This is a genomic window from Erwinia sp. TECH1 (assembly GCF_054057575.1).
In genome coordinates, this window is record NZ_JBSRZK010000001.1 from 688,148 (window position 1) to 703,806 (window position 15,659).

At 56.1% G+C, this 15,659-nt stretch carries 13 protein-coding genes; 8 read left to right on the forward strand and 5 right to left on the reverse strand.

Annotated elements, in window-relative coordinates; genetic code table 11:
* The first annotated feature begins 51 nt into the window (after positions 1 to 51).
* Entirely contained in the window at positions 52 to 672 is a 621-nt protein-coding gene (gene fklB / locus ACVWZ0_RS03060; protein ID WP_125290327.1) for an FKBP-type peptidyl-prolyl cis-trans isomerase, read from the forward strand.
* A 286-nt stretch (positions 673 to 958) separates the two neighbouring features.
* Positions 959 to 1,249: a hypothetical protein gene (locus tag ACVWZ0_RS03065; RefSeq protein ID WP_253455849.1), complete on the forward strand. Its 291-nt coding sequence runs from the start codon at positions 959 to 961 to the stop codon at positions 1,247 to 1,249.
* A 68-nt stretch (positions 1,250 to 1,317) separates the two neighbouring features.
* Here the strand turns inward: ACVWZ0_RS03065 and ACVWZ0_RS03070 are convergent, their stop codons facing one another.
* Positions 1,318 to 3,255 (reverse strand): bifunctional 2',3'-cyclic-nucleotide 2'-phosphodiesterase/3'-nucleotidase, encoded by a 1,938-nt coding sequence (locus tag ACVWZ0_RS03070; RefSeq protein WP_253455847.1) that lies wholly within the window; start codon positions 3,253 to 3,255, stop codon positions 1,318 to 1,320.
* A gap of 318 nt (positions 3,256 to 3,573) precedes the next feature.
* Here ACVWZ0_RS03070 and cysQ point away from each other — a divergent pair, with 318 nt between their 5' ends.
* Positions 3,574 to 4,314, forward strand: coding sequence for a 3'(2'),5'-bisphosphate nucleotidase CysQ (gene cysQ, locus ACVWZ0_RS03075; protein ID WP_253455845.1), 741 nt, complete (start codon positions 3,574 to 3,576; stop codon positions 4,312 to 4,314).
* Between the two features lie 39 nt (positions 4,315 to 4,353).
* On the opposite strand, the gene ACVWZ0_RS03080 is transcribed toward cysQ, so the two are convergent.
* Positions 4,354 to 4,908, reverse strand: a complete 555-nt coding sequence (locus ACVWZ0_RS03080) for a YtfJ family protein (protein WP_436830504.1) — start codon at positions 4,906 to 4,908, stop codon at positions 4,354 to 4,356.
* A 290-nt stretch (positions 4,909 to 5,198) separates the two neighbouring features.
* Here ACVWZ0_RS03080 and ACVWZ0_RS03085 point away from each other — a divergent pair, with 290 nt between their 5' ends.
* The gene (locus tag ACVWZ0_RS03085; RefSeq protein WP_246760837.1) at positions 5,199 to 5,405 is read left to right on the forward strand and encodes a DUF1107 domain-containing protein; all 207 of its coding nucleotides are present in this window, start codon (positions 5,199 to 5,201) and stop codon (positions 5,403 to 5,405) included.
* Positions 5,406 to 5,461: 56 nt separating this feature from the next.
* Here the strand turns inward: ACVWZ0_RS03085 and ACVWZ0_RS03090 are convergent, their stop codons facing one another.
* The gene (locus ACVWZ0_RS03090; protein ID WP_253455841.1) at positions 5,462 to 6,787 is read right to left on the reverse strand and encodes a hemolysin family protein; all 1,326 of its coding nucleotides are present in this window, start codon (positions 6,785 to 6,787) and stop codon (positions 5,462 to 5,464) included.
* A gap of 500 nt (positions 6,788 to 7,287) precedes the next feature.
* On the opposite strand from ACVWZ0_RS03090, the gene tamA reads away from it, so the two are divergent.
* The 4 genes from tamA (at position 7,288) to ACVWZ0_RS03110 (ending at position 13,747) form a co-directional block, all read left to right on the forward strand.
* Entirely contained in the window at positions 7,288 to 9,027 is a 1,740-nt protein-coding gene (gene tamA / locus ACVWZ0_RS03095) for an autotransporter assembly complex protein TamA (protein WP_437177813.1), read from the forward strand.
* Positions 9,024 to 12,797, forward strand: a complete 3,774-nt coding sequence (gene tamB / locus ACVWZ0_RS03100; RefSeq protein ID WP_253455839.1) for an autotransporter assembly complex protein TamB — start codon at positions 9,024 to 9,026, stop codon at positions 12,795 to 12,797. The genes tamA and tamB overlap by 4 nt, the downstream gene beginning before the upstream one ends.
* 2 nt (positions 12,798 to 12,799) lie before the next feature.
* Positions 12,800 to 13,153, forward strand: coding sequence for a gamma-glutamylcyclotransferase family protein (locus ACVWZ0_RS03105; RefSeq protein WP_125290334.1), 354 nt, complete (start codon positions 12,800 to 12,802; stop codon positions 13,151 to 13,153).
* A gap of 156 nt (positions 13,154 to 13,309) precedes the next feature.
* Positions 13,310 to 13,747, forward strand: coding sequence for a DUF29 domain-containing protein (locus tag ACVWZ0_RS03110; RefSeq protein WP_253455837.1), 438 nt, complete (start codon positions 13,310 to 13,312; stop codon positions 13,745 to 13,747).
* Positions 13,748 to 13,797: 50 nt separating this feature from the next.
* Here the strand turns inward: ACVWZ0_RS03110 and ppa are convergent, their stop codons facing one another.
* Positions 13,798 to 14,325, reverse strand: a complete 528-nt coding sequence (gene ppa, locus ACVWZ0_RS03115; protein WP_125290335.1) for an inorganic diphosphatase — start codon at positions 14,323 to 14,325, stop codon at positions 13,798 to 13,800.
* A 186-nt stretch (positions 14,326 to 14,511) separates the two neighbouring features.
* Entirely contained in the window at positions 14,512 to 15,510 is a 999-nt protein-coding gene (fbp, locus tag ACVWZ0_RS03120) for a class 1 fructose-bisphosphatase (protein ID WP_253455834.1), read from the reverse strand.
* Between the last annotated feature and the right edge of the window lie 149 nt (positions 15,511 to 15,659).

Consider the following 15,659-nt stretch of genomic DNA (forward strand, 5'->3'; position numbering starts at 1 on the left):
CCTGCGCTGTTATGCTTCGTCCTCAGTTTTATTACCAGTAAAGGAAAATCCATGACTACCCCTTCTTTAGACAGCGTAGAAGCACAAGCAAGCTACGGTATCGGTTTACAGGTTGGCCAGCAGCTGCTGGAATCCGGGCTGCAGGGGCTGCAGCCAGAAGCGCTGCTGGCTGGCCTGCGCGACGCGCTGGAAGGGAACTCCCCGGCTGTGCCCGTTGACGTTGTTCACCGCGCGCTGCGTGAAGTGCACGAGCGTGCCGACGTGGTTCGTCGCGAGCGTCAGCAGGCGATGGCCGCCGAAGGCCAGAAATTCCTGGAAGAGTACGGTCAGCGTGACGGCGTGAGCAGCACCGAATCCGGCCTGCAGTTCAGCGTCATCAAGCAGGGCGACGGCGCTATTCCGTCTCGCCAGGATCGCGTTCGCGTTCACTATACCGGCAAACTGATCGACGGCAGCGTGTTTGACAGCTCCGTGGCGCGCGGCGAACCGGCTGAGTTCCCGGTCAGCGGCGTTATCCCAGGCTGGATCGAAGCGCTGACCCTGATGCCGGTCGGCTCAAAGTGGGAGCTGGTTATCCCACAGAACCTGGCCTACGGCGAGCGCGGCGCTGGCGCTTCCATTCCGCCATTCAGCACGCTGGTGTTTGAAGTTGAGCTGTTAGAAATTCTGTAACAGCCGATCCTGCCGGGATAACGATTGTTGTTGTTCCGGCAGGAGACCTGTTATTCCTCAATATTGCCTGATATGAATTTTATTACGCGTTAAATAATGCGGATGCTTTAACTAATAGCCTTTTCTCACTCGTTGAAAATATATTCAGCCGATTCTGAAAATACCCTGCTGGATTATTTTGATCCTGAAGGAAGGTTTGACTACGCCGCTTTTTTGAAATAAGTTCTCGACGTGGCAATGAATGCCATAGTAATGCTGATGATATTATTATCAAGGAGAACTATAAATGCGCGAGTTGACCAACAATGAAATTGCCGCGGTTGCAGGCGCCGGGCTTTTTTCTGATATCGGCAAAGGTATTGGCTTTCTTATCGGTTCTGTGATCGACCAGGGCGCCTCTGCCGGTGGCTTAACAACTTCTTCCGTTGACGCTGTTTCCCAACTGGGCGGCGGAATTGGTAAAATACTGGAGTTAAACATTTCCGGTGCGATTAACGATATTGGTGCGGGCGTGGTTGGCCTGGTCAAATATGGTATTGACTCCATTAATAGCCTGAAATCCTCTACCGGCGCATAAGTTTATTACCACTGGTAATAAATAAAGCCAGCCTTGTATGCCAGGCTGGCTTTTTTATGAAAGATTCGTCAGTTAAGGCCAATATGGTAAAGCGCAAAGCCGATATCGTCCTGGCCTGCTTGCTTCAGCGGATATTGGCCATGATTTTTAATAAATTCAGCTGCTTTTGAAGATGGCGAAGTTTCAAAAAAGATATTCAGAGGGACCTTAGCGTTAATATTTTCCAGCCGCCAGTTGTTATCCGCCTGCGGACTGACCTCGCCATGCACCCGGGTCTGCGCCGTAATGTATGCCGCTACGACAGCGCGATTTTCATCCGGAGAAGCAAAAGCGACGTGATCCTCGCCGGTTCCGGCAAATTTGCCGCCGTAGGCGCGATAGTTATTGGTCGCCACCAGAAAAGTCGCCTCGGGATCGACTGGTTTTCCCTGGAAGGTTAAATCGCGGATACGGGAAGCCTTGTCATTAATCAACTGACATTCCGCATCGTAGCGGGCAGGCTGCGTGACGTCGATTCGGTAGCTCACGCCGTCAATAACGTCGAAATTATAGGTACGAAAATCCCAGTTAATCAGCGGCTGCGGTTTAGTGCTGGCCGGATCGATCTGGTTAAACTGACCCGCCGAGCATTCCAGCCACTCTTTTACCTCTTTACCGCTGGCCTTTACGACCACCAGCGTATTGGGATAGAGGTAAAGATCCGCTGCGTTACGAAAGGTCAGCGGGCCTTTTTCCACTTCCACATAGCTGGCCGGATCGTTTTTACGGCCGCCGGCTTTGAACGGTGCGGCGGCGGAAAGCACGGGCAGATTGGCCAGATCCGGATCGCCCTGAATAAAGCGCTCTGCATAATCGCGCTGCGCATTATTCACAATCTGCACGGTCGGATCGTCCTGAACCAGCGACAGATAGCTGTACATCACGTCTGCCGATTTTCCGATAGGCTGGCTGACAAATTCACGCGTGGCGTGATGATCGGGCGCCATCACCTTCAGCAGCGCCTGATCTTCCGCCGCCAGCGATTTTTTCGCCGCCGTATCGTAAATGGGCCGGGCCTGCGCGGTCGCTTCGCTTACCCGCCAGCGGCCTGCATCGTTATTAAGCACCAGATCGACCACGCCCAGATGATCGCCCCACATGCCCGGCATCACCGCCGGTATCCCGTTCAGCGTACCTTTAGCGATATCGGCACCTTTGATCGCGGCAAAATCTTTGCTGGGGAAAACGGCGTGCGCATGGCCAAACAGGATGGCGTCGATGCCGGGAACCTGGCTGAGGTAGTAAACGGAGTTTTCCGCCATCGCGTGCCACGGCTCGCTGGAGAGGCCGGAATGGGGGATAGCCACGATCAGATCCGCGCCCTGGCGGCGCATCTCCGGTACCCATTTACGGGCGGTTTCGGTAATATCCTCCACGGTAATTTTACCGCTGAGGTTTTTCTTGTCCCACACCATAATCTGCGGCGGCACAAAACCGATGTAGCCCACTTTGAGCTGATGCTTGTTGCCCTCGCGATCCGTCACTTCCGTCGCCTTAATCAAAAAAGGCGTGAACAGCGGCTTACCGCTGTGGATATCAATGATATTGGCATTGATGTAGGGGAATTTCGCGCCGCTGATGGCTTTTTGCAGGTAATCCAGGCCATAGTTGAATTCATGGTTGCCCAGGTTGCCTACCGTGTAATCCAGCGTGTTCAGCGCCTTGTAAACGGGATGGATTTCGCCCTGCTGTAAGCCCCTGGCCGCCACATAGTCACCGAGCGGGCTGCCCTGAATAATGTCGCCGTTATCCACCAGCACGCTGTTGGCGGCCTCTTTACGCGCCGCCTCAATTAACGTTGCGGTACGCACCAGCCCGAACTTTTCCGTTGGGGTATCCTTGTAGTAATCGAAATCCATCATATTGCTGTGCAGGTCGGTGGTTTCCAGCAGGCGGAAATCGACCGTGGCAGCGTGTAGCGCGCAGCTGACCAGCAGCGCAACGGGCGTCACAACGGACTTAATCATTGTTTCTCCTTAATAGCGTTTGTGTAATCCCTAACGTCGCAAAGTTTTATGAAACTAATACCTTCTTTCTCATAATTATGTGAGCAGCTACAAATATTTATCTCTTATGGCCCGGCCCGTCGGGAACGATTAAGGTCGTTGCGGGGTCAACCTGATGAAAAACAGCAGCCCCTGCGGCGTAAAATAATTTATGCTATTGATAATTAAGCGCTGGCGGATCGTTTGGCCTTCGATCTTTGCTATCGACTATGATCAACAGAGAGCGCTGGCGCTGGCAAAGTGATAGCCAGCGCCAGCCAGCAAATCAAGAGGTGGACAATGTTAGAGAATATATGCCAGCTGGCACGAGACGCGGGCGTTGCCATCATGCAGATATACGATGGTCAGGCGCCGCTTGATGTTGCCACAAAATCCGATGATTCGCCGGTCACCGCAGCGGATATCGCCGCACACAAGGTGATCCTGAAGGGGCTGACCACGCTGACGCCCGACGTGCCCGTTTTGTCTGAAGAAGATCCGCCGGGCTGGGAGATCCGCCAGCACTGGCAGCGCTACTGGCTGGTCGATCCGCTGGACGGCACCAAGGAGTTTATCAAGCGGAACGGCGAGTTCACCGTCAATATTGCGCTGATTGAAAACGGCAAGCCCGTGCTGGGCGTGGTCTACGCGCCGGTGATGGACGTGATGTATTCGGCCGCCGAGGGGAAAGCCTGGAAGGAAGAGGGCGGCGTAAAAACGCAGATCCACGTGCGCGAGGCGCGCCCGCCGTTGGTGGTGGTCAGCCGTTCGCATTCCGACAGCGAGCTGGAGGATTACCTTAGCCAGCTGGGCGAGCATCAGACCATTGCTATTGGCTCCTCGCTGAAGTTCTGTCTGGTCGCGGAAGGCAAGGCGCAGCTCTATCCCCGCTTTGGGCCAACGAATATCTGGGATACCGGTGCAGGCCACGCCGTAGCCATTGCCGCAGGCGCGCACGTGCATGACTGGCAGGGGAAAACGCTGGACTATGCGCCGCGCGAAGCCTTTTTGAATCCGGGCTTCCGCGTCTCGATCTTTTAATCGGCCAGGGGAGGCGGCACCGGCGCCTCCCTCTGTCCGTCAGCGTAACAGCTGACGCACCAGCATAATCACCTGCTGGACTTCCTGCTGCGTCAGCGCGCCATCCTTGACGAAACGCACCTTTCCTCCGCTATCCAGCACAATAATCGCCGACCCTTCATCCTGCAGCTGCCAGGCCCGTTTGGCCGTGCCGTCGCTGTCGACGATAAACTGCGACCAGGGATACTGTTTCTTATTGCTCTGAATGCTGCTGCGGACAAACATGCCGGTGCCGGGGATAGCATCGTCGGTATTCACCAGCGTGGTGGTCTGATAGCGATCGTGGGGAAACCGGGCCGATTTAATCGCCTCGATCAGCGCCGCATTTTTCTCTTTGGCCGAGGCGCGTCCGGCGATGTGCTGAAGAACGCGCACTTTGCCCGGCAGCGCGGCGCTGTTCCAGGCTCGATAGCTGAACTGCTCCTGCTGATAACGCAGCTCGCCTTGATCGGTAATGCCGACAGGCGGCACGCGCTGGCCTGTAACCAGGTTATGGGCGCTGGCGGCGCACGACAGCAACGTTAACAGCAGCAGTAAAAGACGAAAAATCATGATTGAACTCATTAGTCATGTTTCTGCAATAATAAACGTGGATGATGCGTCTGTCGCAGCGATACAACATCTTTGCAACACAACGCACAATTCCGTAAAGGTCGAAGGTTTATACTGCGTTCATGCAGCCGGGTGAAAGAGCCTACTGTCATGATGTGTAAAAACAGTAAAAAAACTCGGTTTTAGGAATTTTAGAAGTGAAACCTGGTCTATAGTGTATCCACTTTGTGCTGCAAAGATTCGTACCGAACTTGGAAACGACGCAGCACGCATCATCTTTCAGGAGTTGTAACATGAAGATTTTCCAGCGCTATAATCCGCTGCAGGTGGCCAAATATGTCAAAACACTATTCCGTGGCCGGATCTACATCAAAGATGTAGGCGCATTTGAGTTCGATAAAGGTAAGATCCTGATCCCACGCATTAAAGATAAGCAGCACTATAGCGTGATGTCAGAAGTGAACCGTCAGGTGCTGCGTTTGCAGACCGAGTTCAACTAGCAACCGGCAGGCCGGTTCAAAAGAAAGAAGGCGCGAAATTCGCGCCTTTTCTGTTTTTATTCTTCGACCATTTTGTTCAGCACGGCGGCACCCTGTCGGGTTTCATCAATCCTCGTCACCAGAAGCTGATCGATACGGTAGCTGTCGATATCCACTACCTCGAACTTATAGCCGTGAAACTTCACGAAGTCGGTGCGTTTAGGGATTTTTCTCAGCATATACATCATAAAGCCGCCGATAGTCTCGTAGTTGCCGGACTGCGGGAACTCGTCGATATCCAGTACGCGCATCACGTCGTCGATTGGCGTGCCGCCTTCCACCAGCCAGGAATTCTCGTCGCGCGCCACGATCTGCTCTTCCATTCCCTGGCCAACCAGATCGCCCATCAGCGTGGTCATCACATCGTTCAGGGTAATGATCCCCACTACCAGCGCATATTCGTTCATGATCACCGCAAAATCTTCCCCTGCGGTTTTAAAGCTTTCCAGCGCCTCGGAGAGCGTCAGCGTATCCGGCACGATCAACGCCGAACGGATCTGCACGCCGCTGTTAAGCGCCATGCTCTGGTTGCCCAGCACGCGCAGCAGCAGCTCTTTGGAATCGACATAGCCGACGATATGGTCGATATCGTCATTACAGACCAGAAACTTGGAGTGCGGATGATTGGCAATCTTCTCCTTCAGGCTCGACTCATCCTCATGCAGATTGAACCACACCACGTTCTCGCGCGAGGTCATGGAGGAGGGCACGGTGCGCGACTCCAGCTCAAACACGTTTTCAATCAGCTCGTGCTCCTGCTTGCGCAGTACGCCAGCGAGCGCGCCCGCTTCTACCACCGCGTAGATATCGTCTGAGGTGATATCGTCCTTGCGCACCAGCGGGATTTTAAACAGGCGGAAAATAATATTGGCGCCGCCGTTAAAGAACCACACCAGCGGCCGAAAGATAAACAGGCACATCCGCATTGGATTGATGATTTTCAGCGCGACGGTTTCCGGCGCGATCATCCCCAGACGTTTTGGGAAAAGATCGGCGAACAGGATAAACAGGCTGGTCACCACGGTAAAAGAGGCGATAAAGCTCAGCTGCTCCGCCAGTACCGGGCCGGTGATGCGATCGAAAAGCGAGCGGAACACGGGCGAAAACGCGGAATCGCCCACGATACCGCCCAGAATAGCCACGGCGTTCAGGCCTATCTGCACCACGGTAAAAAACATCCCCGGCGTTTCCTGCATCTTCAGCACGCGCTGGGCGTTGATGTTGCCGTCGTCCGCCAGCAGCTTCAGCTTGATTTTGCGCGAGGCGGCCAGAGAGATTTCCGAAAGTGAAAAAAATGAGCTGATGGCGATCAGCATTAAGATGACAAGCAAGCTGTCTAACATAAAACATCCATTAAATGGCCGCTTCAGGCGCTTTCAGAGGAAAATGCGCTAAAGCAGGCCTTAAGTTGATTACCTGTCATTTTTGGCCTGGGCAGCAGATGAGGAGCAGCTGACCTTCTGTACCTGTGAGCGGCACCGGGCTATCCGTGCCAAAAATGTCTGCGCCATTTGGCTTGGGCAGAAAGACGTTAACTGGCCGCAGCGCGGCCTCTGCCAGAGATTATAGCTGTGGTGAGGATTGCTTACAATTACGGCGCTGCAGGCGAACCGGCGGTGAGATTTATCCGAGTCTGCATTGCAGGCTGATATAGCGTAACATTCCCTCACGATCCATGGTTGTAACCTGGCGATTCTTTGCACACAATAACGCAAATTTCGGCCTTTCAGTGAAAAAGAGCCTCTGAACCCGTAAAAAGTTGCCATGCTTAAGCGGGCTATTTTCAAGATTCAGCAGTTGCGCCCATCTGGAATCCGGGCCGGCAATAAATTCAGGAGTTAGCGTGCCACGAATCCATGTCTATTGCATGTTAGGTCTGATCGCAGCCGTGCCTGCCGCTCAGGCGGCTACGGTGCGTTTGCAGGTCACTGGCCTGTCTGGGGAATTACAAAAAAACGTGCGCGCAAGATTGTCGACCATCGCAAGCGAGGAAGTGACCTCCGATGGGCGTTTCCGCGCGCGCGTCAGCGAAGCGGTTAAGGAAGGACTTAAGGCGCTGGGCTACTACGAGCCGGAAATTGAATTTGAACTGCAGCCGCCGCCTGCGGGCGGCAGACGTCCGGTGCTGCTGACGAAAGTCACGCCCGGCCCGCCGGTGAAGCTGGCGGGCGAAACGGTGATTATTCGCGGTGGCGCGCGCACCGACGAGGATTACCAGACGCTGGTACGCACCGGCAAAGCCAAAATCGGCGGCGTGCTTAACCACAGCGACTACGACAGCTTTAAAAGCTCGCTCAGCAATCTGGCGCTGCGCAAAGGCTATTTTGACGGCGACTACCGCAAAAGCCAGCTGGGCGTTTCCGTCGAGCGGCACGAAGCTTTCTGGGATATCGATTACGACAGCGGTCAGCGCTACCGCTTTGGCGACGTCACCTTTGAAGGGTCGCAGATCCGCGAGGAATACCTGCAAAACCTGGTGCCGTTTAAAAAGGGCGACTACTACAGCTCGCGCGATTTGGCCGAGCTGAACCGCCGCCTTTCCTCTACCGGCTGGTTTAATTCCGTGGTGGTCGCGCCGCAGTTCGATCAATCCCGCAAAAATAAAATATTACCGCTGCACGGCGTGGTCAGCCCGCGCACGGAAAACACCATCGAAACGGGCGTGGGTTACTCCACCGACGTCGGCCCGCGCGTTAAAGCGACCTGGAAAAGGCCTTGGGTAAACTCCTACGGCCACAGCTTTACCACCAGCGCCAATATCTCTGCGCCGGAGCAGCAGCTCGACTTCAGCTATAAAATCCCGCTGCTGAAAAACCCGGTCGAGCAGTATTACCTGCTGCAGAACGGCCTGAAAAGAACCGACCTGAACGACACCAAATCCGACTCCACCACGCTGGCCGCGTCCCGCTACTGGGAATCCTCTACGGGCTGGCAGCGCGCCATTAATCTGCACTGGAGCCTGGATCACTTTACCCAGGGTAACGTCACCAACACCACCATGCTGATCTATCCCGGCGTCAGCGTTAACCGCACCCGTTCGCGCGGCGGCCTGATGCCCGTGTGGGGCGACTCGCAGCGCTACTCGCTGGATGTCTCCGATACGACCTGGGCCTCGGATATCGATTTCGCCGTGGTGCAGGCGCAAAACGTCTGGATCCGCACGCTGGCGGATAAACATCGCTTCGTGCTGCGCGGCAATCTCGGCTGGATTGAAACCAACGATTTTGAACGCGTGCCGCCTGATTTGCGCTTTTTCGCCGGTGGCGACCGCAGCATTCGCGGCTACAAGTACAAAGGCATTTCGCCGCGCGACGACGATGGCAAGCTGACCGGCGCCTCGAAGCTGGCGACCGGATCGGTGGAATATCAGTACAACGTAACCGGTAAATGGTGGGGCGCGGTGTTTGTGGATTCCGGCGAAGCGGTCAACGACATCAAGCAGAGCAATGTCAAAACCGGCGCCGGTTTCGGCGTGCGCTGGCAGTCGCCGGTTGGGCCGATCAAGCTGGATATCGCCCGTCCGGTCGGCGACAGCGAAGATCGGGACGTACAGTTTTATATCGGATTGGGGCCTGAATTATGAGTCGCTGGAAAAAGGTCCTTATTGGCATCCTGATTTTCCTGGTCGTGCTGCTCGGCAGCGTGGCATTTTTAATTGGCACCACCACCGGATTACATCTGGTGCTGAACGGCGCGGCGCGCTGGGTGCCGGGGCTGGACATCAAACAGGTCAGCGGCGGCTGGCGTAACCTGACGTTAAAAGGCGTGCAGTATGAGATGCCTGGCGTGACGGTTAATGCCGGCGAGTTTCATCTGGCCCTGCAGCTGGGCTGCCTGAAAAACAGCGCGTTCTGCGTCAATGACCTTGCGCTGCGCGACGTCAGCGTGGTGGTGGACAGCAAAAAGCTGGGGCCACCCGCGCCGGAAGCGAAAGAGGATGAAGCCTCTTCCGGCGATCTCAGCACGCCGTACCCGATTACGCTGCGCCAGCTGGCGCTGCATAACGTCACGGTAAAAGTAGACGACACGGCGATCTCGCTGGCGGACTTTACCTCTGGCCTCAGCTGGCAGCAGCGCGCGCTGACCTTAACGCCGACCCATATTCAGGGCCTGCTGATTGCGCTGCCGAAGGCGGCCAAAGTGGCCGACGAGCAGGTGGTGCAGCCAAAAGTGCAGCAGCCGCAGGCTAACGAGCCGCCGCTGGGCGAAACGCTGAAGGCGATGTTCGCCAAACCGCTGCTGCCGGATCTGCCTGATTTCAAAATGCCGCTGGATGTAAACGTCCAGCAGATCCTCGGCGAGCAGCTGCGCATTACCGGCGATACTGATATCGCCATCACGCGTCTGCTGGTGAAGGCGCAAACGCAGGATCGCCTGCTGCGTCTGGAAACGCTGGATGTGGATTCGCCGCAGGGTCAGCTCAACGCCAGCGGTCAGGCACAGCTGGCGAATGCCTGGCCAGTGAATTTCAACCTCACCAGCTCGCTTAACGTCGATCCGATCAAAGGCGAGAAGATCAAAATGACCGTCGGCGGCGGCCTGCGCGAGCAGCTGGATCTGGCATTGAACCTTTCCGGCCCCGTGCGGATGCAGCTGAACGCGCAAACGAAGCTGGCCGAAGCGGGCCTGCCGCTGGCGATGACGATGCAAAGCGCGCAGCTGCGCTGGCCGCTGGCCGGCGAAACGCAGTATCAGGCCGATAACCTGAACTTCAGCATAAAAGGCAAAGCGACGGACTATGTTATGTCGCTGAAAGCCGCGCTGCGCGGCCAGGCCATTCCGCCCGCCACGCTTACGCTGGACGGCAAGGGTAACGCGGAGCAGTTCTCGCTGGATAAGCTGCGGCTGGCCGCGCTGGAGGGCACCACCGACCTGACGGCGCTGGTGGACTGGAGCAAGGCGATCAGCTGGCGCAGCGAGCTTCAGCTTAACGGCATCAACACCGCCCGGCAGTATCCGGACTGGCCGGCGAAGCTGGAAGGCAAAATCACCACGCGCGGCAGCCTGTACGGCGGCAGCTGGCAAATGCGCGTGCCTGAACTGAAGCTGCGCGGCAACGTGAAACAGAATGCGGTTAGCGCTGACGGCTCGCTCTACGGCAACAGCTACAACCAGTGGGATATTCCCGGCATCAAACTGGTGTTGGGCCGTAATAATGTCGATGTTAAAGGCTCGCTCGGCGACAAGCTGTCGCTGGACGCCAATATTGACGCTGAGCATCTGGATAACGCGCTGCCTGGCCTGGGCGGCGCGGCGAAGGGCACCATCAAAGCGCGCGGCGATTTGAAAACCCCGCAGCTGCTGGCTGATTTAACCGCTACCGGCCTCCGCTGGCAGGCGATGAGCATCGCCCGCGTCGCGCTACAGGGCGACGTGAAATCAGGCGAGCAGATCCAGGGCAAGCTGGCGCTGCGCGTGGATCGGCTGAAGCAGGACACGCTGACGGTTAACCGGCTGGATCTGGACGCCAGCGGCGATGAAAAAGCGCACCAGCTGAAGCTGACGGTCAATGGCGATCCGGTTTCCGGCCAGCTCCAGCTGAACGGCAGCTTCGATCGCAGCCAGCAGCGCTGGCGCGGCACGCTGAACAATACCCGCTTCGACACCCCGGTAGGGGAATGGCGCTTAACGCGCGCCATTGCGCTGGACTATCTCAACAGTAGCCAGACGGTCTCGGTTGGCCCGCACTGCTGGCAAAACCCCAACGCTGAACTGTGCGTGCCGCAAACCATCGAAGCCGGCCCGTCCGGCCATGCGAAGGTGACGCTCAACCGTTTCGATCTGGCGATGGTGAAACCTTTCCTGACGGATGAAACCAAACTCAGCGGTGTCTTCAGCGGCGATGCCGACGTCAGCTGGACAGCAGACGGCGGTTTGCCGCAGGGCCGCGTCTCGCTGAAAGGCAACGGCGTGAAGGTCGCGCAGGATGTGGACGGCAATACGCTGCCCGTAGCCTTTGATACGCTGAACCTGAACGCGGCGCTGCGTAACGGTCGTGCCCAGCTCGACTGGCTGATCCGCATCGCTAAAAACGGCCAGCTGGATGGCAACGTGCAGATCGCCGATCCGCAGAACAAACGCGGGCTTTCCGGCAACGTTAATATTAAAAACATCGATCTGACGCTGCTCAATCCGGCGCTGATGCAGGGCGAAAAAGTGGCCGGCGTGCTTAACAGCGCGCTGCGCCTGGGCGGCAGCCTGCAAAAACCGCAGGTCTTTGGTCAACTGGGGCTGAAAAACGTCGATGTTCAGGGCAGCTTTATGCCGGTCGATCTGACCTCAGCCAATCTGAACATGGTCTTTAACGGCATGAGTTCTACCCTACAGGGTCTGATCGAGACGTCTCAGGGGCAGCTGGCGCTCAGCGGCGACGCGGACTGGGCGCAGCTGGACGCCTGGCGGGCGCGTATTGCGGCGAAGGGCAGCAAAATCCGCGTGACGGTGCCGCCGATGATCCGCATGGACGTTTCGCCGGATCTGGAGTTTGAAGCCACGCCGCAGGCGTTTAACCTGAACGGCCGCGTCGATATTCCCTGGGCGCGCGTGACCGTCCAGGAAGTGCCGGAAAGCGCCGTTGGCGTCTCGTCGGATGAAGTGCTGCTGGATGAAAACCTCAAGCCGATTGCGCCAAAAAGCACCTCGATTCCGATCAACAGCAACCTGGTTATTCACGTCGGTAACGACGTGCGTCTGAGCGCCTTTGGGCTGAAAGCGAAGCTGAACGGCGATCTGAAGCTGGCGCAGGATAAACGCGGGCTGGGGCTGAACGGCCAGATCAACATTCCTTCCGGGCGTTTCCATGCCTACGGTCAGGATCTGATCGTGCGTAAAGGCGAGCTGCAATTCTCTGGCCCGGCCAACCAGCCTTACCTCAACATCGAGGCTATCCGCAACCCGGAAGCCACGGAAAATGACGTCACAGCAGGCGTGCGCGTTATCGGTCTGGCCGACGAGCCGAAGGCGGAAGTCTTCTCCGATCCGGCTATGTCGCAGCAGGAAGCGCTCTCTTATCTGCTGCGTGGACAGGGTCTGGACGCGACCGGCAGCGACAGCAGCGCATTAACCTCGGCGCTGGTGGGATTAGGGCTTGCACAAAGTGGGCAGGTTGTGGGTAAAATCGGGGAGACTTTCGGCGTAAGTAATCTCGCGCTGGACACGGCGGGCGTCGGCGACAGCCAGCAGGTTCAGGTCAGCGGTTACGTGCTGCCGGGTCTACAGGTAAAATATGGTGTTGGCATATTTGATTCACTGGCGACCTTAACCTTACGTTATCGCCTGATGCCCAAACTTTATTTGGAAGCGGTGTCTGGTGTAGACCAGGCGCTTGATGTGCTCTATCAGTTTGAGTTCTAGCAATGCGAATAATTGTCTACGGCAGCCTGAGACGCAAGCAAGGCAACAGTCACTGGATGACCAACGGGCAGTGGCTGGGCGATCATCAGATCGACGGCTACGAGCTATATAATCTGGGTCTTTACCCCGGCGTCGTCGCGGGTAGCGGGCAGGTTTACTGCGAGGTCTACCGGGTGGACGCCTCCACGCTGGGCGAGCTGGACGCGCTCAGAACCAAAGGCGGAGAGTATAAGCGCGAGCTGATGCCGACGCCTTACGGCAGCGCATGGCTGTACGTTTATCAGCGTTCGGTAGAGGGCAAGCAGCGGATAGCCAGCGGAGACTGGCTGCTGCGGGATAACCAGGATCCTGCCTGACACGCGTGACATAAATAAAAACACCGCTCACTGAGCGGTGTTTTTTTATGGGCTGGATGCGGTGCATTGCACAAAAAGTGAGCTTGATTTTGACGGCGCCGATCGTCTCTGACACACTGACTTTCTATCAATATTGATTACTTCGCAGAGAAAATCATGGCTTCTCAATATGAAAATGACTTCTACGGCTGGACGCTGGAACAGGCGGAATTACTGCAAGCCGGTAATCTGGCGCAGCTGGACAAAGGGAACCTGCTTGAGGAAATCAGAAGCATGGGCAACAGTGAACGTCGCGAACTGGAATCGCGTCTTGAGGTGCTGCTTATGCACCTGCTGAAATGGCAATATCAGCCCACTTACCGGGGGCGTAGCTGGCAACTGACCATTGCCGAACAGCGCCGTAAAATTGGACGGCGATTAGACCGTAATCCCAGTTTGAAAAGTGAGCTTCCCGAACTGATGAGGGATGCGTATGGCGATGCTATTCTTTCCGCCGCGCGGGAAACCGGCCTGGAAGCCGATGCCTTTCCCCAGATCTTGCCGTGGGGTTGGGAGCAGCTAATGGATGATAATTTTTTGCCTTCGTATAAATAAAAACACCGCTCACTGAGCGGTGTTTTTTTATCTACTGTCCGGGCGGCGGTTTACTTCTTCGCGCGCTCGAAAGAGGAGATGATTTCAGCTTTCGCCGCTTCAGCGTTGTCCCAGCCTTCCACTTTCACCCATTTGCCTTTCTCCAGCGCTTTATACTGCTCGAAGAAGTGGGTGATCTGCGCACGCAGCAGTTCCGGCAGGTCGTTCACATCTTTGATGTGATCGTACTCTTTGGTCAGCTTGGTGTGCGGAACCGCAACCAGCTTGGCGTCTTCGCCAGACTCGTCGGTCATTTTCAGCACGCCAACCGGACGGCAGCGGATCACTGAGCCTGGCTGCAGTGGGTATGGCGTCGGCACCAGCACGTCTACCGGGTCACCGTCCAGAGACAGCGTGTGGTTGATGTAACCGTAGTTGCACGGATAGAACATCGCGGTAGACATGAAACGGTCAACAAACAGCGTGCCGGAGTCTTTATCTACTTCATATTTGATCGGATCGGCATTGGCCGGGATTTCAATAACAACGTAGATATCTTCTGGCAGATCTTTACCCGCTGGAACCTGGTTTAAACTCATGGTGAATTCCTTTAATCGTCTTAAATCAAGTGACGCTCATTATAGCCAACTGGATATGAAAGTATGCCCCCTTTTTGGGCTTTCAGAATGCTCCAGTACGCTGGCCGATTATTTAACGTGCTGGCAAAGCGCACGCAAAAAAAACAGGGCGATCCGAAGATCGCCCTGTCTGCATAGCCGTCGGCCTTAAGCGTCCGGATATTCGCGCAGGAAACGCTCGGTGTCGTCAACCATATCGGTGTTGCCGACAAAGAACGGCGAGCGCTGATGCAGGGTTTCCGGCACCAGATCCAGAATGCGGTTTTTGCCGTCGCTGGCCTTGCCGCCGGCCTGTTCGGCCAGAAACGCCATCGGGTTGCACTCATACAGCAGGCGCAGCTTGCCCTGTGGGTGGCTGGCGGTGCTTGGATAGAGATAGATGCCGCCTTTCAGCAGGTTGCGGTGGAAATCCGCCACCAGCGAGCCGATATAGCGCGAGGTATAAGGGCGATGGGTCAGCTGATCTTCTTCCTGGCAGAACTTCAGGTATTTCTTCACGCCCTGCGGGAAACGGATGTAGTTGCCTTCGTTAATGGAATAGGTGTAGCCCTTTTCCGGGAAAGCCATTTTTTCCGCGCTGAGGCAGAAAACGCCCAGCGAAGGATCGTAGGTGAAAGCGTGCACGCCACAGCCGGTGGTGTAAACCAGCATGGTAGAGGAACCGTAGACGACATAGCCCGCGGCAACCTGCTGACTGCCCGGCTGCAGGAAATCTTCTTCCGTTACCGGCGTGCCTGGCGGCGTGATGCGGCGGTAGATAGAGAAAATTGTGCCGACGGAAACGTTAACGTCGATGTTGGAAGAGCCGTCCAGCGGATCCATCAACACCACGTATTTACCGTTCTCAACGCCTTCGAAAATAACGATTTCATCTTCTTCTTCAGAAGCGATACCGGCTACGATACCGCGTGCTTTCAGCGCGGCCTTGAGTTTTTCGTTGGCAAACAGATCGAGCTTCATCTGCTGTTCGCCCTGCACGTTTTCCACGCCGCTGGCGCCCAGAATATCGACCAGCCCCGCTTTGTTGATGTCACGGTGAATGATTTTTGCGCCCAGCTTGATAGCTGAAATCAGCGCCGTCAGTTCACCTGTGGCGTGAGGAAAGTCGTGTTGCTTCTCGACGATAAATTCGCCTAACGTTTTCATAACACAATCCCTGAATCTGCGGTTGAACAGCAGCCTGCGATACAAACTGCCAACGTATGTCGAGGCAGTTTAGCCGAATGAGGGCTAAAGAACATAGGGCAAATTCCGTTTCTTCCGCACGATGAGGACGCTACACTGTGCACCGACCC